This is a genomic window from Microbacterium sp. NPDC060132 (genome assembly GCF_042729675.1).
GTDB classification, from domain to species: Bacteria; Actinomycetota; Actinomycetes; order Actinomycetales; family Microbacteriaceae; genus Microbacterium; species Microbacterium sufflavum.
On sequence record NZ_JBHWXU010000001.1, the window covers coordinates 2093277 to 2114575 of the forward strand.

17 protein-coding genes are annotated in these 21299 nt (G+C 71.5%); 9 read left to right on the forward strand and 8 right to left on the reverse strand.

Translation table 11 applies throughout. From position 1 onward, the window contains the following. Positions 1 to 225: 225 nt before the first annotated feature. From ACFWCH_RS10245 to ACFWCH_RS10255, 3 genes are all read left to right on the forward strand, one after another. Complete coding sequence (locus ACFWCH_RS10245) at positions 226 to 2151, forward strand: ABC transporter ATP-binding protein (RefSeq protein ID WP_136037202.1); 1926 nt, start codon at positions 226 to 228, stop codon at positions 2149 to 2151. Beyond that, positions 2148 to 3962, forward strand: a complete 1815-nt coding sequence (locus tag ACFWCH_RS10250; RefSeq protein WP_378803480.1) for an ABC transporter ATP-binding protein — start codon at positions 2148 to 2150, stop codon at positions 3960 to 3962. Before ACFWCH_RS10245 ends, ACFWCH_RS10250 begins: the two co-directional genes overlap by 4 nt. Before the next feature lie 92 nt (positions 3963 to 4054). After that, positions 4055 to 4867 (forward strand): hypothetical protein, encoded by an 813-nt coding sequence (locus ACFWCH_RS10255; protein WP_136031008.1) that lies wholly within the window; start codon positions 4055 to 4057, stop codon positions 4865 to 4867. Here ACFWCH_RS10255 and ACFWCH_RS10260 read toward each other — a convergent pair whose 3' ends face one another. The 6 genes from ACFWCH_RS10260 to ACFWCH_RS10285 all read right to left on the reverse strand — a co-directional run bounded on the left by ACFWCH_RS10260 (position 4868) and on the right by ACFWCH_RS10285 (position 9277). After that, positions 4868 to 5677 (reverse strand): alanine racemase, encoded by an 810-nt coding sequence (locus ACFWCH_RS10260; RefSeq protein WP_378803481.1) that lies wholly within the window; start codon positions 5675 to 5677, stop codon positions 4868 to 4870. Next, a complete protein-coding gene (locus ACFWCH_RS10265; protein ID WP_378803482.1) occupies positions 5619 to 5924 on the reverse strand; it encodes an alanine racemase in 306 nt (101 codons plus the stop codon). Before ACFWCH_RS10265 ends, ACFWCH_RS10260 begins: the two co-directional genes overlap by 59 nt. Next, positions 5921 to 6511 (reverse strand): alanine racemase C-terminal domain-containing protein, encoded by a 591-nt coding sequence (locus tag ACFWCH_RS10270; protein ID WP_378803483.1) that lies wholly within the window; start codon positions 6509 to 6511, stop codon positions 5921 to 5923. Before ACFWCH_RS10270 ends, ACFWCH_RS10265 begins: the two co-directional genes overlap by 4 nt. A gap of 83 nt (positions 6512 to 6594) precedes the next feature. Beyond that, complete coding sequence (locus tag ACFWCH_RS10275) at positions 6595 to 7620, reverse strand: sugar-transfer associated ATP-grasp domain-containing protein (RefSeq protein WP_247981355.1); 1026 nt, start codon at positions 7618 to 7620, stop codon at positions 6595 to 6597. Continuing rightward, positions 7617 to 8600 carry a TauD/TfdA family dioxygenase gene (locus ACFWCH_RS10280; protein WP_136031003.1) on the reverse strand — a complete coding sequence of 328 codons (984 nt, stop codon included), beginning with the start codon at positions 8598 to 8600 and terminating at the stop codon, positions 7617 to 7619. Before ACFWCH_RS10280 ends, ACFWCH_RS10275 begins: the two co-directional genes overlap by 4 nt. 218 nt (positions 8601 to 8818) lie before the next feature. Then, a complete protein-coding gene (locus tag ACFWCH_RS10285; protein WP_136031001.1) occupies positions 8819 to 9277 on the reverse strand; it encodes an N-acetyltransferase in 459 nt (152 codons plus the stop codon). 174 nt (positions 9278 to 9451) lie between these two features. Between ACFWCH_RS10285 and ACFWCH_RS10290 the strand changes: the two genes are divergently transcribed. Further along, positions 9452 to 11671, forward strand: coding sequence for an NADP-dependent isocitrate dehydrogenase (locus tag ACFWCH_RS10290; protein WP_136030999.1), 2220 nt, complete (start codon positions 9452 to 9454; stop codon positions 11669 to 11671). A gap of 66 nt (positions 11672 to 11737) precedes the next feature. Here the strand turns inward: ACFWCH_RS10290 and ACFWCH_RS10295 are convergent, their stop codons facing one another. Next, positions 11738 to 13228, reverse strand: a complete 1491-nt coding sequence (locus ACFWCH_RS10295) for a L,D-transpeptidase family protein (RefSeq protein WP_247638477.1) — start codon at positions 13226 to 13228, stop codon at positions 11738 to 11740. Positions 13229 to 13349: 121 nt separating this feature from the next. Next, entirely contained in the window at positions 13350 to 13754 is a 405-nt protein-coding gene (locus tag ACFWCH_RS10300) for a RidA family protein (RefSeq protein ID WP_136030997.1), read from the reverse strand. A gap of 25 nt (positions 13755 to 13779) precedes the next feature. Here ACFWCH_RS10300 and ACFWCH_RS10305 point away from each other — a divergent pair, with 25 nt between their 5' ends. From ACFWCH_RS10305 to nagB, 5 genes are all read left to right on the forward strand, one after another. Next, positions 13780 to 14997 carry an alanine racemase gene (locus tag ACFWCH_RS10305; RefSeq protein ID WP_136030995.1) on the forward strand — a complete coding sequence of 406 codons (1218 nt, stop codon included), beginning with the start codon at positions 13780 to 13782 and terminating at the stop codon, positions 14995 to 14997. Continuing rightward, positions 14988 to 18257: a family 20 glycosylhydrolase gene (locus ACFWCH_RS10310; protein WP_378803484.1), complete on the forward strand. Its 3270-nt coding sequence runs from the start codon at positions 14988 to 14990 to the stop codon at positions 18255 to 18257. Before ACFWCH_RS10305 ends, ACFWCH_RS10310 begins: the two co-directional genes overlap by 10 nt. Before the next feature lie 79 nt (positions 18258 to 18336). Next, entirely contained in the window at positions 18337 to 19524 is a 1188-nt protein-coding gene (locus ACFWCH_RS10315; protein WP_136030992.1) for an ROK family transcriptional regulator, read from the forward strand. A gap of 31 nt (positions 19525 to 19555) precedes the next feature. Continuing rightward, positions 19556 to 20521 (forward strand): ROK family protein, encoded by a 966-nt coding sequence (locus tag ACFWCH_RS10320; RefSeq protein WP_247638478.1) that lies wholly within the window; start codon positions 19556 to 19558, stop codon positions 20519 to 20521. Then, positions 20514 to 21293, forward strand: coding sequence for a glucosamine-6-phosphate deaminase (nagB, locus tag ACFWCH_RS10325; RefSeq protein ID WP_136030990.1), 780 nt, complete (start codon positions 20514 to 20516; stop codon positions 21291 to 21293). Before ACFWCH_RS10320 ends, nagB begins: the two co-directional genes overlap by 8 nt. The last annotated feature ends 6 nt before the right edge of the window (positions 21294 to 21299 follow it).

The window sequence follows — 21299 nt, forward strand, 5'->3', positions numbered from 1 at the left end:
ATAGGCTGATGGGCTGTCGCGCCAACCGGACGACCTCGCCGAGCCCATGAGGAGGACACCATGACCACGATCGCCGCCGCGCAGATCGCCACTCTCGGCTCGACCCCGGTGCGCCCGCTCTCCTAGAGCCGCCGCCCCCGTTCTGCACCGGATGCCGGGCTCCAGGAGCCCGCTCTCGCATCCGTCCCTCTTCCTCTTCGTTTCGCCTCGACTCCTCTGAGAGACATGTCTTCCTCGTCTTCCGCGCACAATCCGTCGTCCACCCTGTCCACCCCCGCCGCGCTGTGGCGGCTCAAGCCCTTCGTGAAGCCGGTCGTCTGGCGTCTCGCCGGAGGGGCCGCGAGCGCGCTCGCCGCCGCTCTCATCGCGTTGATGATCCCGATCGTGCTCGAGCAGATCATCGGCGGACCGGTCCGCTCCGGTCACATCGATGCGATCGTGTGGGGCGCGGCCGCCGTGTTCGCCCTGGCGCTCGGCGAGGCGCTCATGGTGTGGCTCCGCCGTCAGTTCGTGCTGTTCCCCGCCACGCAGGTCGAGTACACGATGCGCACGGAGCTGTACTCGCGGCTGCAGACGCTGCCGGTCGCGTTCCATGACCGCTGGCAGTCGGGACAGCTGCTGAGCCGCATGATGCAGGACATCGGTCTCATCCGCCGCTGGCTCGCGTTCGGCCTCGTGCTGCTCGTGGTCAACGTGCTCACGATCATCATCGGCTCGGTGCTGCTGTTCCGCTGGCACTGGCTGCTGGGCACGATCTTCCTGGTGACCGCGATCCCGCTGTGGATCCGCGGCTACCTGTTCGAGAAGCGCTACGGCGCCCTCACCCGCCGCAGTCAGGACCAGGCGGGCGACCTCGCCACGAGCGTCGAGGAGAGCGTGCACGGCATCCGCGTGCTGAAGGCGTTCGGCCGCGGCAAGCACGCCCTGCGTCGCTTCAGCCGTCAGGCGGAGACGCTGCGCGAGACCGAGATGAGCAAGGCCGGCGCGATCGCGTCCATCTGGTTCTGGCTCGACCTGATGCCGCAGATCGCGTTCGGCCTGAGCCTGATGTCGGGTATCTGGCTGATCTCGCAGGGTGCGATCACCGAGGCGGAGCTGTTCGCCTTCTTCGCGATGGCGGTGGTGCTGCGCTGGCCCATCGAGTCGATCGGCTTCCTGTTCTCGTTCATGCTCGACGCCCGCACGGCGACCGACCGCGTGTTCGAGATCTTCTCCGAGACCAACACCATCACGGACCCGGAGCACCCGGTGCACATCGACGAGCCGCGGGGCGAGCTCGCGTTCGAGAGCGCGCACTTCCGCTACCAGGACGCGGGTGCCGAGGAGCGCGACCTGCTCGACGGCATCGACCTCGTGCTGCGGCCCGGCGAGACCATGGCGCTCGTCGGTCTGACCGGAAGCGGCAAGACCACGCTCACGACGCTCCCCACGCGGCTGTACGACGTGACGGGCGGACGGGTCACTCTCGACGGCGTCGATGTGCGCGACCTGCCGCTCGCGGAGCTGCGTCGGCACATCGCGATGGCGTTCGAGGACGCGACGCTGTTCTCGGCGTCGGTGCGCGAGAACGTGCTGCTCGGACGCGCCGACCTCGACATGCACAGCGACGAGGGGGAGCGTGTGCTGCGCGAGGCCCTCGACGTCGCCCAGGCGTCGTTCGTCGACACGCTGCCGGAGGGGGTCGAGACGGTGATCGGCGAGGAGGGCCTGAGCCTGTCCGGCGGGCAGCGGCAGCGTCTGGCGCTCGCGCGTGCCGTCGCCGCCGCGCCCAAGGTCCTCGTGCTCGACGACCCGCTGTCGGCGCTCGACGTCGACACCGAGGCCCTGGTGGAGGAGGCCCTGCGGCACGTGCTGGCCGAGACCACGGCGCTGATCGTGGCGCACCGCCCGTCGACGGTCGCCCTGGCCGATCGGGTCGCGCTGCTGGAGGCCGGCAGGGTCACCGCGGTCGGCACGCACGCGGAGCTTCTGAAGACCAGCCGCCACTACCGTCACGTCATCTCGAGCCTGGAGGCCGAGGAGGCGGCGCGCACCGGCGCGATCCCGGTCATCCGCGACACCGAGGCGGAGATCCACGATGCGGTGCAGGACGGCCTCCGGGAGGACGCCGCCGACGACGATCTGATGAGCGAGAAGGAGGTGCAGCGATGAGCTCCACCCTCACCGGCACCCAGGACGAGGACCGTTCCCGCCTGACCCGCGAGGAGAGCAGGGCGATCCGCAAGCGGTCGCTGCGCCTGCTCGGCTCGCTCGTGCGGCCGCTCAAGCCGCAGATCGTGCTCGCCGCGGTGGTGCTCGTGATCTCGACGGCGCTGCAGGTCGCCGGTCCGATCCTGATCAGCATCGGGCTCGACCGTGCACTGCCGGCCGTGATCGAGAACACCGACTGGATGCCGACGTTCGTGGTGGGCGGGATCTACCTGCTGGCCGGTGCGCTCGCGGCCGCCCTGATCGCCTGGTACGTGATCATCGCGGCGAAGCTGACGCAGGCGATCCTGCTCGATCTGCGCAAGCGCATCTTCCTGCACACCCAGCGGCTGAGCCTGGAGTTCCACGAGTCGTACACCTCGGGGCGCATCATCTCGCGACAGACGAGCGACCTCGACTCGATCAGGGAGCTGCTGGACGGCGGCCTGAACGAGCTCGTGTCCGGCGTGCTGTTCGGGCTGTTCACCTTCATCGCGCTGTGCGTGTGGGACTGGCAGTCCGGCCTCATCCTCGCGCTGGGCGGGGTGCCGCTGTTCTTCCTGATGCGCTGGTTCTACTCGCGCTCGCAGCTGGTGTACCGCGAGTCGCGCGTGATCAGCGCCAAGGTCATCGTGCAGTTCGTGGAGACCATGACCGGCATCCGCGCGGTGAAGGCGTTCCGCAAGGAGCCGCGCAACGACGAGGCGTTCCAGCAGGTCGCCGGCGACTACCGCGACGTGAACCGCCGCTCGATGCTGCTGTTCGGCACGTTCGAGCCGGGGCTCATGGGCGTCGCGGCTCTGGTGCTCGGGATCGTCGTGCTGTGGGGCGGCATCCGGGTGTCGACGGGGGCCCTCACGGTCGGCGTGCTGCTGTCCGCCGTGCTGTATGTGCGCAACTTCTTCGCGCCGATGCAGGAGATCGCGATGTTCCTGAACTCCTACCAGTCCGCGACCGCGGCGCTGGAGAAGGTGTCCGGCGTGCTCGAGGAGGTGCCGACGGTGCCCGACCCCGAGAAGCCGGTGGACCTGTGGGAGTCGCGCGGACACGTCGAGTTCGACGAGGTCACGTTCGGGTACAACGGCGAGAAGACGATCCTCCCGAACTTCTCGCTCGACATCCCGGCCGGGCAGACGATCGCCCTCGTGGGGACGACCGGTGCGGGCAAGTCGACGCTGGCCAAGCTCATCTCGCGCTTCTACGACCCCTCGGAGGGTCGGGTGACCCTCGACGGCGTCGACCTGCGCTCGCTGCACCCGAAGGACCTTCGTCGTGCGATCGTGATGGTCACGCAGGAGGCGTACCTGTTCAGCGGGACGGTCGCGGACAACATCGCCCTGGGCAAGCCGGACGCCTCGCTCGACGAGATCAAGGCCGCCGCCCGCGCGGTGGGCGCCGACGGCTTCATCTCGGCGCTGCCCGACGGCTACAACACCGACGTGAACAAGCGCGGTGGGCGCGTCTCGGCGGGGCAGCGACAGCTGATCTCGTTCGCGCGCGCCTTCCTCGCCGACCCGGCGGTGCTCATCCTCGACGAGGCCACCGCCTCGCTCGACATCCCTTCCGAGCGGCTGATCCAGGACGCGCTGCAGACGCTGCTCGCTGACCGGACGGCGATCATCATCGCGCACCGGCTGTCGACGGTCGCGATCGCCGACCGGGTGCTCGTGATGGAGCACGGCCGCATCATCGAGGACGACACCCCGGAGGCGCTCATCGGCGGCTCCGGCAAGTTCGCGCAGCTGCACGCCGCGTGGCAGGAGACGCTCGTCTGACGGCGTCCGCGTGCGCGGAGGGCCCGGTCTCCCCGTGGAGGCCGGGCCCTCGGCGCATCGCCGCCGTCGGTACGGGTCGGTAGCATCGAGGTATGGACCCCGTGCTGCTCCTCGCCGAGTGGTGGTGGATCGCGCCGACCGCCGCCGCCGGCGCGACCGCTGGTGCGATCGGGCTGCGCCGCCGCAGCACACGGAGCGGGCGGCGGCTCGAGTACGACGCGGCCCGACATGATCTGCGGATCGCGCAGCAGACGGCGGTCGCTCGGCGCACGACGCTGAAGATCGCGCGCGCCGATCTCGCGAGGGTCACGGCGGAGCGCGCCGCGCAGCGGGCCACGGCCGAGCAGGTCGCGGGGGCGCGACGGATGCTGCGGGAGCGGGAGCGCGACGCACGCGCGGCGTCGGCGGAGGTGCGGGCTCGGCGGGTGCGGGTGAACGCGGCCCGTGCGGCGATCCCGGCCGGCTCGGCGCCGCGGCCGCTGGAGCGGCTGTACGCCGAGCACGACGCGGTCACGGCCCGGTGGATGCGGTACGAGACCGACCCTGCGCTGCAGATCGCGTATCCGGCGATGACCGACGTCAAGCGCCCGGAGACCGCGGCGTACCTGCGTGCCGCGGGCACGGCGGTGGAGGCGCGCCGCGGCACCACGGGGCGGATCACGGCGGCGGAGTTCGCCGCCTACCGCGACGCGGTCGCGGAGCTGGAGCGCGCGTTCGAGGCGGCGGAGCATGCGGCCAGGGTGCACGCGGGGGAGGCGCCGACCACTCCCGCGTGGCAGGACGCCGCGCACGACATGGTGAACCGCTCGGTCGAGGCGATCGACCGTGCCGCGGGAGCCGCCGCCTCGGCACTGGCCGCGTGGAGCAGCCGCCGCAGCCGCCCCCGGTCGGACGACGACGCCTGATCAGCCCGCACCGGGTCGACGCCCGGCTCGGTACTCGCGCGTGATCAGCGGGGAGAGCCGCACCAGCAGCTCTTCACCGACCGTGCCGATGAGTTCGGCCAGGCTCGTCGCGTCGAGCTCCCCGCGGGCGCCCGGCCCCCACACGGCCACCTCCTCGCCGATCGCCGCCCGCGGCCAGGGGCGCACCACGCTCTCGGTCGGCCCGATCCGCAGCACGCGTCTGGCGCCGGCGGCCGTCCCGACCTCGAAGCAGCCGGCGAGGGTCGAGGGGAGGCCGTCGAGACTGCCGATCCCGATCGTGACGGCCTCGGCGTCCACGCGGATCACCGGGGCGAGCAGCGTGGAGGCGAGGGCGATGTCGTCCGGCGGCGGCGCCCCCACCGACCGGATCCCGTACGCGAAGGCCCCGAAGCGCACCAGGTCGAAGCGGAACTCGGAGCGGGCGGCCCCCGCGGCGCTGGCAGCCAGATGCCGCACGGTCGGCGTGAGGCCCAGCGCCTCCGCCCGCTGCACCGCCTCCCGGAACGCGGCTCGCGCCAGGTCGTCGTCGCGGTCGCTCACCTCGGCGATGTGGCTCCAGATGCCCTCGACCCTGATCGCTCCCGCGGCCTCCAGCTCCGCCGCCCGCCGGACCACCTCGGTCCACTGCTCGGGGCGGATCCCGCTGCGATGCAGACCCGTGTCGATCTTGAGGTGCACGGGCTGTGGGCGACGCTGATTCACCTCGACGATGCGTTCCAGGTAGTCGGCGTCACCCACCCCGAGGGTGACGCCCGCGCGCACCGCCGCCGCGATCTCGCTCCGGGTCATGGTCACCCACGCGAAGACCCGCGCGTCGGGGCCGGCGGCGGCGCGCGCGCACCGCGGTGGCGCTGTCGAACGCCCCGAACCAGCGCACCCCTTCGGCGGCCGCAGCCGTGACGACCCGTTCGAGCCCGTGTCCGTACGCGTCGCACTTCACGATCATCATGACCTCGGCGGGCGCGCTCCGGCGCTGCACTTCGCGGATGTTGGCGCGCAGTCGGCGCAGATCCACGACCAGTCGGGGGAGGGTCATGGTGTCTCCTCTCGCGCGGCGCGCAGCCCGAGCGCGCACACGAGCTCGGCGGCCGTCCAGCCGGTGATGCGGGTCCAGTCGGCCAGTGCGTGCCGCGCGGGACCGGGCCCGCCGAAGTACACGACCTCCTCACCGTGCCGGATCGGCGCGTGACCGATGTCGACGACGCACACGTCCATCGCCACCCGTCCGATGATCGGGAACAGCCGGCCGCGGATCTCGACGTCGGCCTCGTTCCCGAGCGCCCGGGGGATGCCGTGGCCGAACCCGCCGGTCACGAGCGCCACACGGGTGTCGGTGCCCGCATGGTGCGTGTGGTTGTACGACACCCCTTCGCCCGCCCGCAGCTCCTTGGTGGAGAGGACGCGCCCGGCGACGCGCATCACGGGCTCCGTGTCCGCACCGGGCCAGCCGAACAGGCGCGCGGAATCGATCGTCGCTGGCTCGTCGCACGGGGTCAGGCCCGACCGGGCCGCGCTGCGCCCGGCCGAGGCGTCGAAGATCGCGTGGCGGATACCGGCGTCGTGCGCGATCCCCGCCACCCAGGTCAGGCCGTGTCCCCACGCGTCCCGGCGCAGGTCGATCACCGGGACGCCGATGCTCGCCGCTGCCTGACGGTGCGCGTTCGAGGCGAGCGCGGCGCGGGAGAGGCGGGCACGGATCAGGGCGTTCAGAATCCCATCGCCTTCTGGAACCGGGGCCGGTGGCCGGTGCGGATGCCGAGCACGCTCGGCTTCACCTCGTACACTCCCGTGCCCCAGTTCCCCTCGATGATCACGGGACCCGTCGGGGTGACCGCCACGTCCCATCCGACGTACTGCACCTGCGGCACGCGGCGGGCAGCCCGGTCGATCAGCGCGATCACCTCGTCGTACAGCGGTAACTGGAAATCGGCGATCCGGTAGCCCGTGTCGGGATGGAATCGGTGGACGTTGCCGTGCGAGTCGTAGCCGTCGCCGAGGGCGCGCCCGGTGTCCGCGTCGAGCATGGTGTAGAAGCCGCCCCAGTCCATCTGGTCGGCGGCCTGGCCGCGACCGAACTTCTGGGCGATGGACAGGATATGCGTCCGATGGCCGTCGAAGAACGCCGTGATGCGCGTGGAGTTGACGGTCCCCGGGCACACCGCCGACAGCGCGTCGTGCTGCACGATGTTCTCCTCGACGAGCAGCTCGCCGTTCTCCATCAGCCGGTGGTGGAACGCGTCCCAGTCGGAGACGTCTGCGCCGTGGTACCGGTGGATCGCATGGCCGGAGCGCCCGAGCTGCTGCTTGGTGATCAGCGTCTGGTGCCGGTCCGCGAACGAGCGCAGAGCGTCCGCATTGTCGTTGTCCAGCAGCATCCACTCCCGCCCCAACAGATCAGAGAACACGCGCACGAACTCCCACTTGTCGTGGAAGATGTGCCGGTAGTCGGCGTGGTCGAACAGGTAGGACAGCCGATTCGACAGCGGATGCGTCATCATGGTGCGGCGCTCCGCCGCCGTGAGCATCGCGAAGTCGTAGTCGACGTAGTCCTGGAAGCCGACCTGGTGGAAGGCCGCCTCCCTGAGCATGTCGACGAGCACCGCAACCGTGCGCTGATCATGGTGCGCCGCCACCGCACGCGCACGGCGCATCAACGAACCCACGTCGATGCGCCGTGCGCGACCCAGCAGATAGCGGAGGCGGATCACGCCGGCGTGAACGGTCGAGCTCACTGCCCGGCGGGGTCGTTCTCGACGACGCGGGGGCGACGGGTGCGGCGTCCGGCCGACGCGCCGGGGTCACCCGTGATGATGACGCGCTGGAGCCAGCGGTCGGTGCCGTCGTAGCGCGGCTCGAAGCTGGTCCGGGCGTGGAGCACGCGACGGTTGTCGAACAGCAGCAGGTCGCCCGCCTTCAGATTCACGGCGATACGGGCGGCGTCCGCCGCGTCGTGGAAGCGCCGCAGCGCGGCGGCCGCCTCCTCGTCGCCCTCGACGGCGGCCGCGCAGTCCATGTCCACGCGCACGAAGCGCTCGCCGTCCTCGCCGTACAGGACCGGTCCACGGACCCCGTCCTCGGGGCGTCCCGTGCCGCCCGATGCCTTATCGATGCCGTGCAGGAATCGGGGCTCGCGCAGGATCCGCTCGTCTTCCGGGCTCAGGACCACGCGGTCGATCGGAGCGAGGGCCGTGTCGGCGTTCACATCGCCGCGCACGCACAGCAGGCCCACGTAGTGCGGGTGGGCGTCGTCGAACGCGTCCTCCGTGTGCCAGTCGAGCAAGCCGCGGCTGCCCGTGCCGACCGCGTCGTATTCGTGGCCCTTCACCGGCGCGACGTTCTGGATCTGGGCGCCGGCGTGCTGGCGCGCGAACGCGAAGATCTCCCCCGCGGTTCCGGCGAGGGCGAGCAGCGTGGCCTCCGTGACGGGGTCCCGGTCCTGATTCTGGAACTCGAGCTGCCACCCCTCCGGGGTGCGCCCCATCTGCTCCTGGTCCACGGTGAAGCCGGTGAAGAGGACGGCGCCGTCGGGGACGTCGGCGGCCGCGAAGCGTCGGATCACCGCGACGGTGTCGGGGTCCTCCGCGGCGAGTGCGGCGGTCGCCGACGCCAGCAGGTCGTCGAAGGCCGCGTCGTCGCGGTAGATGCCGCGGCGCCCCACGGCGAGGGCGGAAAGGGCGTCGAGTGCCGCGGGAGCGAGGGCGTGCGTGATCATCGCGTCGCTCCCGTCGTCTCGCTGGGCGCGCAGAGGCAGAGAGGCATGGTGAGCATGGGTATCGCTTTCTTCGAGGGGGGCCGCAGCTGCGGCACGACAACGATACCAACTAAGGGGTAACACGTTACTGAGGAGCGGCTGAGTCGCTACGGGAGGTGGCTCAGCCGGGGGCGACGGGGTCTCGATGGGGGAGGGGATTCGAGACCCCGCCGCCGGTCTCAGGGCTCGACGCGGATCTCGGCGATGACCTCGCCGTAGGCCGTCTCGCCGACCGGGGTGAAGCCGACGCGACGGAAGAAGGCCTCCGGCCCCTCCTCGCCCGCCTCGTAGATGACGTTGACGTGGTCGACGCCGCGGCGGCGGGCCTCCTCGATGAGGCTCTCGACCGCGAAGCGACCGACCCCGCGGCCCTGGTCGTCGGCGTCGACGTTGATGCGCCACAGCACGGAGCGGAAGTGCTCCTCGGGGGCCTCGTCGTCGAAGTTCGCGCTGACGAAGCCGACGACCTCGTTGCGGTCGAGGATGACGCGCTGCCACGACGTCTGCGGGTTGATCACGGTTGCCGCGATGCCGTATGACACCGGAGCGAGGAACTGCTCCTGTCCGGGCTTGAGCGACAGGTTGTTCACGGCGACGATCGTCGCAGCGGAGAGTTCGACCATGCGCAGTTCGGACATGCCCCCAGGCTAGCCCCTCCCGGCGGACTCGACACGTCCCGGCTGAACATTTTCGGACCGGGGGAGGCGGGCGCACACCGTCGGCGGGAGGCGTCCAGCGGGCGGGCGGGCGTCGAGCGCGCTCGGGGTATCTTGGTATCGAGACAAATCGCCCCGTGAACGGAGAACCTCCCGGTGACCGACGACGCCATCATCTACACGTACACCGACGAGGCACCGGCACTGGCCACCGCCTCGTTCCTGCCCATCATCCAGGCCTACACCGGCCAGGCAGGCATCGAGGTCGAGACGCGGGACATCTCCCTGGCCGGCCGTATCCTCGCCGCCTTCCCGCAGAAGCTCGCGCCGGAGCAGCAGGTCGGCGACGCGCTGGCCGAGCTGGGTGGCCTGGCCACTCTTCCCGAGGCCAACATCATCAAGCTGCCGAACATCTCGGCGTCGATCCCGCAGCTCAAGGCCGCCATCGCCGAGCTGCAGCAGCAGGGATACGACATCCCCGACTTCCCCGACGAGCCCACGTCGCTCGAGGAGAAGGACGTGCGGGCGCGGTACGACCGCATCAAGGGTTCCGCGGTGAACCCGGTGCTGCGCGAGGGCAACAGCGACCGCCGCGCCCCGCTGGCCGTGAAGAACTACGCCAAGAAGCACCCGCACCGCAACAAGCCGTTCGCGGAGGGGTCGAAGACTCGTGTGGCCACGCTCGGTCACGACGACTTCAAGCACAACGAGCGCTCGTGGGTCGCCGCCCACGACGACGTCCTCTCGTTCCGTCACACCGCGAAGGACGGCACCGTCACGGTCCTGAAGGAAGGCCTCAAGGTCCTCCCGCGCGAGATCATCGACGCCACCTTCCTGTCCGCGAAGGAGCTCGACGCCTTCCTCGCCGAGACGCTCGAGGCCGCCAAGGCGGACGACGTGCTGTACTCGGTGCACCTCAAGGCCACCATGATGAAGGTCAGCGACCCGATCATCTTCGGCCACGTCGTGAAGGCGTTCTTCAAGGACGTCTTCGACCAGTACGGCACGCAGCTGGCCGAAGCCGGACTCAGCGCGAACGACGGCCTCGGCTCGATCCTCGCGGGGCTGGCCGACGTCGCGAACGGCGACGAGATCGCCGCCGCGTTCGACAAGGCCATCGCCGAGGGGCCGCGCCTGTCGTACGTGAACTCCGACAAGGGGATCACGAACCTCCACGTGCCGAGCGATGTCATCGTCGACGCGTCCATGCCCGCGCTGGTCCGCAACGGCGGGAAGCTGTGGGGCAAGGACGGCGAGGAGGCCGACACGATCGCCGTGATCCCCGACTCCTCCTACGCCAGCGTCTACCAGGCGGTCATCGACGACGTGATCGCGAACGGCCCGCTCGACCCGGCCACGATCGGCACCGTCCCGAACGTCGGGCTCATGGCGCAGGCGGCCGAGGAGTACGGCAGCCACGACAAGACCTTCGAGATCGCGGAGGACGGCATCGTCCAGGTGCTCGACAGCGAGGGCACCGTGCTCATCGAGCACGAGGTCGGCAAGGGCGACATCTGGCGCGCGACCCAGACGAAGCACATCCCGGTCATGGACTGGGTGAAGCTCGCGGTCTCCCGCGCCCGTGCGACCGGAGCGCCCGCCGTGTTCTGGCTCGACGCCAACCGCTCGCACGACGCGCAGATCATCGCGAAGGTGCACCAGGGTCTGGCGACACTCGACACCAAGGGGCTCACGATCACGATCCTCGCGCCGGAGGAGGCGACGCGCTACACGCTCGCCCGCATGCGTCATGGCCTGGACACCATCTCGGTGACCGGCAACGTGCTGCGCGACTACCTGACCGACCTGTTCCCGATCCTCGAGGTCGGAACGAGCGCCAAGATGCTCTCGATCGTCCCGCTGCTCGCGGGCGGCGGGCTGTTCGAGACCGGCGCCGGCGGCTCCGCCCCGAAGCACGTGCAGCAGCTCGTCGAGGAGAACTACCTGCGCTGGGACTCGCTGGGCGAGTTCTTCGCGCTCGCGGCCTCGCTCGAGCACTTCGCCGACCGCACGGGCAACGAGAAGGCCCGCGTGCTCGCCGAGACGCTCGACGCCGCGACCGGCACCTTCCTGGAGGAAGACCGTTCGCCCGGTCGGGCGCTCGGCACGATCGACAACCGGGGCAGCCACTTCTACCTCGGCCTGTACTGGGCGCAGGAGCTGGCGAAGCAGACGAAGGACCCGGAGCTCGCCGCGGCATTCGCCCCGGTCGCCGAGAAGCTCGCCGCGAACGAGGAGGCCATCGTCTCCGAGCTCAACGCGGTGCAGGGCAAGCCGGCCGAGATCGGCGGCTACTACCGTCCGGACGAGAAGCTCGTGGCCGCTGTCATGCGCCCGTCCGCGACGCTGAACGAGATCGTCGACGCCCTGCGCTGAGATGACGAGAAGGGGGCGGATGCTGCGGCATCCGCCCCCTTCTCGTATCCGCGGACCCGAGGTGCGTCAGTTGTGGACGGAGACCTCGAGGCCCACGGGCGACCAGTCGTAGACGTACTTCGCGAGGTCGATCGGCAGGTTCACGCAGCCGTGGCTCATGCGGTTGCCGAAGTTGTTGTGCCAGTACGTGCCGTGGAAGCCGATGTTCGTGGTGAACCAGGTGATCCACGGGACGTTCTCGGTGCAGTACGGGGCGCCGGGGTAGCAGCCCATGTCCTGCATGCGCGTGTGGGCGAAGACCTTGAAGTTGCCCGTCGGCGTCGGAGTGCCGGGCAGCCCGGTCGAGACGGCCCACGACTTCACGACCGCATTGTTCTCGTACAGCGTGGCCCGCTGCGAGCTCAGGTCGATGTCGATGCGACGGAACAGGTTGACCGTCTCGAACGGCGTCTCGGTGACGGTCAGCGCGAACACACCGTCGCCGGCGGCGAGCTGGGTCGCGAACTGCTCCGCGATCTGGGAGGTGTCGCCCAGCGCGCGTCCGGTGACGCCCTCCTGCTCGGCGCGCAGCACGGTGCCGGCCGAGTCGACGATGACGGTCGCATTGACCGGGGCGCGGTCGACCGCGGCCGGAAGCGCGTCGACGGTCGCCTGGATCGCCTGCGGGTCGGCCTGGATGCGCAGCTGACCTTCGTCGTCCACGACGGTCAGCCAGGAGGCGGCCGTGGCGGGGTCGATCGGGACCGTGCGCTCCTCGCCGACGTAGAAGCCGATCGTGGCGAGCATGGTGTTGAGTTCGCTCGCCGTGGCGGTCGCGTCGGCGTCGCTCACGGAGGGAAGGGCCTCGGCGGGGCCGCCCGGATACTCGAAGGAGGTGCGACCGTCGCCGACCGCGTCGACGAACGCCGTGCCGAGGTCGCCGAGGTCGATGCCGGTGCCGGCTTCCGAAGGCGTGATCGTGTACGCGCCGGTCGCGGCGTCGAACACGACTCCCGCATCGACCGGGTCGACGAAACTCGCGGGAACGGCGTCCCGCAGGGCGGCCGTGGCCTTCTCGGGGTCGAGGGTGATGTCGGCCGGTACCGGGTCTCCCATCCAGGACCCGAGGTTCCAGAGCGGGTGGGCGGCGAAGGCGGCATCGGCCAGGGCGGTGGCATCGGCCGTGGCGCCCAGGTCGGCGCCCGTGAGGACCGCGCCGTCGCCCTCGCCCGTGAGCGTGACCTCCGTCTGCGCCAGGTGCGTGCTGATCGCGTCGGCGGCGGCGCCCGGCGTCATCCATCCGACAGGGATGCCCGCGACGGTCGTCCCCGGTGCGATGAGGATCGCGGAGGCCGCTCCCGCGCCGAGCAGGACGACTCCGACGCCGAGACCGATCCACAGGCCGAGGCGGCGCTTCTTGGGAGACGGTTCGATCGGAGCCCAGGCCAGGGGCTGCTCACCGGTGTGCGGCGGAACCGTCTCGGTGGGCGCATCCGCGGGCGCGAGCACGCTGGTGGGCGTGCCGTCGTCGGCAGGAGCTCCCGTCGCAGCGCCCGGTACGGAAATCACATCGGTCACGAACTACACCCCCCGCGGTTCTGACGCATCCAGTCTCTCAATGGTACGGGATGGCAGGTAACGGGGAGGCAACGGTCTGCTACCCTGCCTCCCCGTTCTCCGGACACGTCCGGCTGCGCGGTCAGTCGATGACGGCGAGACCGTCGATCTCGACGAGCATCTCCTCGCGCGGAAGGCCGGTGAAGACGGTGGTGCGCGAGGGCAGGACCCCGCTCGTCGTGTGCGCCTCGACGAACGCGCCGTAGGCCTCGTTCATGATGGGGAAGTCCTCGCGCTTGGTCAGGTAGACGCGGAGCATCACGACGTCGTCGAACGTGGCGCCGGACGCCTCGACGATCGCCTTGACGTTCTCGAGCGTGCGGGTGGTCTGTGCCGCGACATCGCCGGGGTGGAGGTACTCGTTCGTGACGGGGTCGACCGGGCCCTGGCCGGAGACCTGCACGATCGGGCCCTTGCGCACTCCCTGCGAGAAGGTGTGGGCGGGGGCGGGGGCGGCGTCGGTCGAAACTCGTGTCTTCGCGGTCATGCCGCCAGCCTAGTAGCCTTGTTAGATGCCTCTACAAATTCCGGATCCCGTTCTCGGCGCCTGGGCGAAGGGGTTCCCGGCGCGCGCCGCAGGGCTGCGGCTCTCCGAGGTCGGGCAGGCCGGACTGCACCTCTCCGACCTGGTCACGCCGGTGCTCACGGTGCACGCCGACGCGCTGACGCACAACGAGCAGACCGTGTTCGCGTGGGCCGCACAGCAGGGCGTGGGCCTGGCCCCGCACGGCAAGACCACGATGGCCCCCGCGCTGTGGCAGCGGCTGCTCGACGCGGGCGCCTGGGGCATCTCCGTCGCGACGCCCTGGCAAGCGGAAGTGGCCGTGACCGCCGGAGTGCCGACCGTCCTGATCGCCAACGCGGTCACGGATGCCGCTGCCGCCCGTCGCCTCGGCGAACTGCTCGCCGCCGACCACGACCTGCGGATCCTGTGCTGGGCGGACGCGGTCGACGGCGTCCGCATCCTCGCCGATGCCCTCTCCGATGCTGCCCGCCCCCTCGACGTGCTCGTGGAGCTGGGCGGCGCGCACGGACGCACGGGTGCCCGCAGCGTGGAGGAGGGCGAGCGCATCGCCGCCGCGATCACCGCCGCACCGGGCCTGCGCCTCGCCGGAGTGACCGGATACGAGGGGCCGTTCGGGCCGGATCGGTCCGCGGCGTCGGTCGCCGCGGTCGACGCCTACCTGGACACCCTGGTCGAGCTGCACCGCCGACTCGACTACCCGGAGGGGCCTCGTCCGGTCGTGAGCGCGGGCGGGAGCTCCTTCCCCGACCGGGCCGCCGCCGTGCTGTCGCCGCTCGCTCCCGAGGCCGACGTGGTGCTGCGCTCCGGAGCGTTCCAGATCCACGACGACGGGTTCTACGCCCGGATGTCGCCCTTCGGCCCGCTGACCGGTACGGCACCGCTGCGGTCGGCCATGCACGCCTGGTCGCGCGTGGTCTCCCAGCCCGAGGATGCCCTGGCGCTGCTCGACGCCGGACGCCGTGACGTGCCGTTCGACCTCGACCTGCCGGTGCCGCAGAGCGTCGAGGGCGAGATCACGGCGCTCAACGATCAACATGCTTTCCTGCGGCTCGCGGACGGCGCCGCGGTCGCGGTCGGCGAGGTCGTGCGGCTCGGGCTCTCGCACCCGTGCACCGCGTTCGACAAGTGGCGGGTGGTCGCGGTGATCGACGATCCCGACGCGGACGACCCTCGAGTGATCGGAGCGGTGGCGACGTGCTTCTGAGTGCGGAGAAGGCGGCGGCCGGGCTGGTCAGGGTCTACCGCTCGGCCACGGTCGTCGACGGCTCCGGTGCGCCGCGGTTCACGGCGGATGTGGCGGTGGAGGGCCCGCGGATCGTCGCGGTCGTGCCCGAAGGGGAGGACGCACAGCTCGAGCTGCCCGAGGGCGGCGTGGAGGTGGAGGCCTCCGGCCTCGTGCTCGCGCCCGGCTTCATCGACATGCATGCGCACAGCGACCTCGCGGTGCTGAGCGGTGCCGCGCACGACGCGAAGATCCGTCAGGGCGTGACCTGCGAGGTGCTCGGTCAGGACGGCCTCGGGTACGCGCCGCTCGACGACGCGACAGCCGCGGTGATCCCCGCGCAGATCGCGGGGTGGAACGGCCTGCCCACCACGGTGCCGTGGCGGTCGATGAGCGATCTGCTGGCCGAGATCGACGCCGCCGCGGTCGCGAACGCCGCGGTGCTCGTTCCGCAGGGGAACCTCCGGATGATGGTGGTCGGGCACGAGAACCGCGCGGCGACCGCGGAGGAGATCGAGGCGATGGCCGCGCTGCTCGGCGAGGCTCTGGACGCGGGGGCGTTCGGCATGTCGAGCGGCCTGACCTATACACCGGGCATGTACGCCGACACCGCGGAGCTCGAGGCCCTGTGCCGTGTGGTCGCCGAGCGCGGGGGATACTGGGCGCCGCACACCCGCAGCTACGGCGCGGCCGCGTTGGATGCGTACCGCGAGGCCGTCGAGATCGGCCGTCGCACGGGTTGCCCGGTGCACCTGACGCACGCCACGATGAACTTCGCCCCCAACCGCGGCCGGGCCGACGAGCTGCTCGAGATCGTCGACGCGGCGATCGCGGACGGCGTCGACGTGACGCTCGACACCTATCCGTATCTCCCCGGCGCGACCACGCTCTCTGCCCTGTTGCCCAGCCGGCTGGCGGCGTCGGGCGACCTGCTGGCCGCCATCGCCGGGCTGGATGCCGAGGGGCGCGAGGCCGTCCGCGTGGAGCTGGAGGAGCTCGGGTGCGACGGCTTCCACGGGGAGCGTGCCGACTGGTCGGCCATCCAGATCTCCGGCACCGCGAATCCGGCTCTCGCGGGCCTCGTCGGCCGCACGGTCGCCGAGATCGCGAACGACTCGGGGCGGCGGGCCGTCGACGTGGTGCTCGACACGATCCTCGAGGACGCCGGGGCGACCGGCGTGCTGATGCACATCGGCGACGAGGACAACGTGCGCGCGATCATGCGGCACCCGCGGCATTCCGGCGGCAGTGACGGCATCCTGATCGGGGCCCGTCCGCACCCTCGCGGCCGCGGCACGTTCGCGCGCTACCTGGGGCATTACGTGCGCGAGCTCGGGGTGCTGACGCTGGAGGAGGCCGTGCGCCACCTCTCGGGCAACCCCGCGGCTCGTCTGGGACTCGACCGCGGCGATGCGCCTCGCGGCATCATCCGCGTCGGCGCCACCGCAGACCTGGTGCTGTTCGATCCGCTCACGGTCGCCGCGGGCGCCACGTTCGAGGAGCCGCATCGGCCGCCGATCGGCGTCCACGAGGTGCTGGTGGCGGGCGTGCCCGTGGTCCTGGACGGCGTCGCGACCGGTGCCGTCGCCGGACGGGCCCTGCGCCTGCCGCCGCCCGCGCACCGGGCGACCCTGCCGGCGATTGCGGCGCACGTCGATGCCGCGGCGGCTCGGTTCGCGTGGCGGCCGGACACCCCGATCGACGCGGTGTCCGAGCTGTCCGCGTCCGTCGACTGGCTGGGCGGGGGAGGCCAGGGGACCGGTCAGGGCATCCGACTCACGCTGGATGACGCCCTCGGGGCCGCGGCCGCCCGCGCCGGCCGCGTGGGGGACGAGGCGTTCCGCGTGACCGTGTCCGCCGACGGGGTCGAGATCCGCGGTGCGAGTCCGCTCGGGGTCTTCCGCGGCGCCACCGTGCTGCGGCAGCTGCGCGACCCCGACGCCCCTGCGCAGGCCGAGGTGCTGCTTCCGGCCGGTGTGTGGGAGGGGGCGCCGGCGTACGGCTGGCGCGGCGTCATGCTCGACGTGGCGCGGCACTTCCGCCCGGTCGACGACGTGCGGCGTCTGATCGACCTGCTGGCGCTGCACCACCTGAACATCCTGCAGCTGCACCTCACCGACGATCAGGGCTGGCGGTTCGAAGTGCCCGGCTACCCGCGGTTGACGGAGGTCGGCGCGCGACGGGAGGCCACCCAGCGCGGGCACGGGCCCGAGGCCACGGTCGAGCCCGGCGTGCACGAGGGCTTCTACACGACGGACGAGCTGCGCGACCTCGTCCGTTATGCGGCGGAGCGCGGCGTGACCCTGGTGCCGGAGGTCGAGCTGCCCGGGCACATCCAGGCCGCGCTGGCCGCGTACCCCGAGCTCGGCAACACCGATGTGGGCGTGCCGGCGAGCGGCCCGTGGGAGCGGTTCGGCGTGAACGCGCGTACGCTCGCCCCGACGGAAGCGGCGTTGGCCTTCGGCCGTGCGGCGATCGATGCCCTCTGCGACGTGTTCGACGCGGAGTGGATCGGGATCGGCGGGGACGAGGTGCCCGTGACGGAGTGGGCGCAGAGCGAGGCGGCAGCGGAGCGGATGCGCGCGCTGGGCCTGGCGACGCCGCATGATGTGCAGCCCTGGTTCACCGCGCACTTCGTGGCGCACGTGCGCGCGCGGGGTCGCACGGCGCTCGCGTGGGACGAGGTGCTGGAGGGCGAGGTGCCGGAGGGCGTGCGCATCCTCGCGTGGCGCGGACCCGTCGCGATGCGGGAGGCACTGAGCCGCGGGATCCCCGTGGTGGCGTGCCCCGACCTGGAGGTCTACCTCGACTATCCGCAGTCGGAGTCGCCCGAGGAGCCGATCAGGGTGGGACCCCCGCTGCCGCTCGCCCGCGCGTACTCGCTCCGGATCGAGGACGGTGCGGTGGGCGGTCAGGCGAACGTGTGGAGCGAGCACCTGCCCAGCCGGGACCGCGTGGACTTCGCGATGTTCCCGCGGCTCGCCGCGATCGCCGAGCGGCTGTGGGAGGGCGGGGAGCCGCGGCCGTTCGCGGACTTCATGCGGCGGCTTCCGACGCATCTGCGTCGCCTGGCGGCGGCGGGGGTGCGGTATCGTCCGCTGGATGGCCCGTCCCCGGATCAGCGCCGCCCCGGCGTTCCGGGAAAGCCGCTGACGGTGGAGGCGCGCGAGGCCATCGTCGCGGGGCTGGTGGAGCGGCTCCTGGACGGTTCTGCGGCACGGGCCCGCGCGGCTCGAAAGTAATGTAACGTTTCGGTAACCCTGGCCGCGGCCCCGCGGGCAGAGGTTGCGCAATTTTTGTTCGTAAGGTCTACTAACAAACATGTCCGTTTCGGATGATCAGCGCCCCGCGGCGACGACAGACTTCGTCGCCGCGAACGCGCACGCCTTCGGGCCCGCGCGGCACCTGCGCTCGCGCACCAAGGTGCTCCCCGAGCACGCCCGCGGACACAACCGCGCCCTCGTGCTGCAGACGCTGTACCACTCCGGAGCGATGAGTCGCGCCGACCTCTCCCGGGAGACCGGACTGACCCGGGTCACGATCTCCGACCTCGTCGCGGAGTTCATCGCCGACGGCATCGTGATCGAGATGGGCGTCCGCGAGGCGGTGGGTCCGGGGAAGCCGCCGATCCTCATCGACATCGACCGCGCCGGGCACCAGATCGTCGGCCTCGACCTGTCGGGTCCGAACGCTTTCGAGGGAGCCGTGCTGAGCCTCGACGGCGACGTGCTGGAGCGCCGCCAGGTGCCTCGCCCGGAGCGCCCGGACGGGGAGGCCGCCTACGCCGCCCTCCGCGAGCTCGCACAGAGCCTCGTCGACGCCGCCACGCGCCCCGTGCTCGGCGTCGGCATCGGCACGCCGGGCGTCGTGCGACCGGACGGTCTGGTGCTGAGCTCGCCCAACCTCGGCTGGACCGACTTCCCGCTCGAGGCGAAGCTCGGCGCCGAGCTCGACCTGCCCGTCCTCGCGCGCAACGACGCGAACGCCGCTGTCCTCGCGGAATACACCTTCGGCGAGGCGAAGGCCGACTTCATGCTCATCAAGATCGGCCGAGGCGTGGGTGCCGGCCTCATCACGGGCAGCCAGCCGCTGCTGGGCAGTCGCTTCGCCGCGGGGGAGATCGGACACGTGGTCGTCGGCACCGATGGCGGCCCGCGCTGCGCCTGCGGCAAGATCGGCTGCCTGGAGGCCTGGCTCAGCGTCAGCCGGATGCGGGAGGCCCTCGACGCCGACCCTTCGGCGCGCGAGGACATCCTGCGCGACGCCGGCACGCGCATGGCCATCGCCATCGCCCCGATCGTCGCCGCGCTCGACCTGTCCGAAGTCGTCCTCTCCGGCCCGGCGGAACTGCTCGACGGCACGCTGATCGACGCCGCGGTCGAGACCCTGCACGCGCGCACCCTGGAGGGCGTGTTCGAAGACGTGATGGTGCGGCTCACGCATCAGGACGACATCGTGCTCCGCGGAGCCGCGGTCATGGTGCTCTCCGGGCAGCTGGGGGTGTCGTGACCTCCGCGACCACGACCGAGACCGGCATCCGATGACCGGAACCGCTGCCGCCGACCTCCCCGGTCGGCCGATTCGTGTTGGCCTGGATGTCGGCGGAACCAAGATCGACGCCGTCGCCGTCGACCCCGCCGGTGAGATCCTCGGACGCCTGCGCCGCGCCACGGGCTGGGGCGAGGACGCCGTCGTCGACAGCATCGTGTCGACCGTCGTCGCCCTCGCCGATGAGACCGGGGTCCCGCTGTCGGCCGTCGGGTCCGTCGGTGTGGGCATCCCCGGGCTGGTCGATGCGGACGCGGGGCGCGTCGTGCACGCCGTCAACCTCGGGGTCGAGTCGCTCGACCTGGCCGACCGGGCGGAGCGAGCGCTCGGCGTGCCGTTCCGCGTCGAGAACGACGTGAAGGCGGCGGCGCTCGGAGCCGCCGTGCTCAGCGGCGTGAGCGGTTCGATGGCGTACCTGAACCTCGGCACCGGTGTGGCCGCGGGCATCGTCGTGGACGGTCGCATCTGGCGAGGATCGCGCGGGACCGCCGGCGAGGTCGGCCACATCTCGGTCGACCCGCACGGACGCCTGTGCGGGTGCGGACAGCGCGGTTGCGTGGAGACGTTCTGCGGCGGCGGCGCACTCGCCAAGGCCTGGGGTCGACCCGGCGCGCTGCCGGTCAGGGACATCTTCGACGCCGCCGATGCCGGCGACCCGCTGGCGCTCGCGCTGCGTGACGACCTCTTCTTCGGCGCGGCCGCCGCGGTCCGCGTGCTGGTGCTGTCGGCCGACGTCGAGACGGTGGTGATCGGGGGCGGCCTCACGGCCATGGGAAGCCGCCTCGACGAAGGCATCAGGGCCGCACTGCACGCCGGCGCCGAGGCGTCACCGTTCGCGAGGTCTCTGCGCCTGGATGAGAGAATCGAACTGCTCCCCGCGGGTTCCCCCGCCGCCGCACTCGGCGCCGCTCTGGTGGGCGCATCCATTTCTGAGAAGGAGATCGTTCCGCATGGCTGAGGTCGTCATCGTCGAGAGTCCCGAGGCCGCCGGTGCGCTGGTCGCCACCGAGATCGTGGAACTGATCGACCGTCGTCCGGACGCCGTCCTCGGCCTGGCCACGGGCTCCACGCCGCTGCCGGTCTACCAGGCCCTGCGCGCGCAGCTCGCCGGGCGCGACGTCTCCCGGGTGCGCGGCTTCGCCCTCGACGAGTACGTCGGCATCGACCCCGCCCACCCCGAGAGCTACCGCTCCGTGATCACCCGCGAGGTCGTCGAGCCCCTGGGCCTCGACCCGCAGCGCATCCACGTGCCCAACGGCGCGGAGGCGACCATCCAGCACGCGGGTGAGGACTACGAGGCCGCGATCCAGGAGGCGGGCGGCGTCGACCTGCAGATCCTCGGCATCGGCACCGACGGGCACATCGGCTTCAACGAGCCCGGCTCCTCCTTCGCGTCGCGCACCCGGGTGAAGACCCTCACCGAGCAGACGCGCGAGGACAACGCCCGCTTCTTCGACTCGATCGACGATGTCCCCATGCACTGCATCACGCAGGGCCTGGGCACGATCCTGCAGGCCAGGCACCTCGTGCTCCTCGCGTTCGGCGAGGGCAAGGCGGAGGCGGTCGCCGGAGCGGTCGAGGGTCCGCTGACGGCCCTGCTGCCCGGCTCGGCGATCCAGCTCCACCCGCATGCGACGATCGTGGTCGACGAGGCGGCGGCCTCCCGGCTGCAGCTCGCCGACTACTACCGGTACACGTTCGCGAACAAGCCGGCCTGGCAGGGGATCTGACCCCGA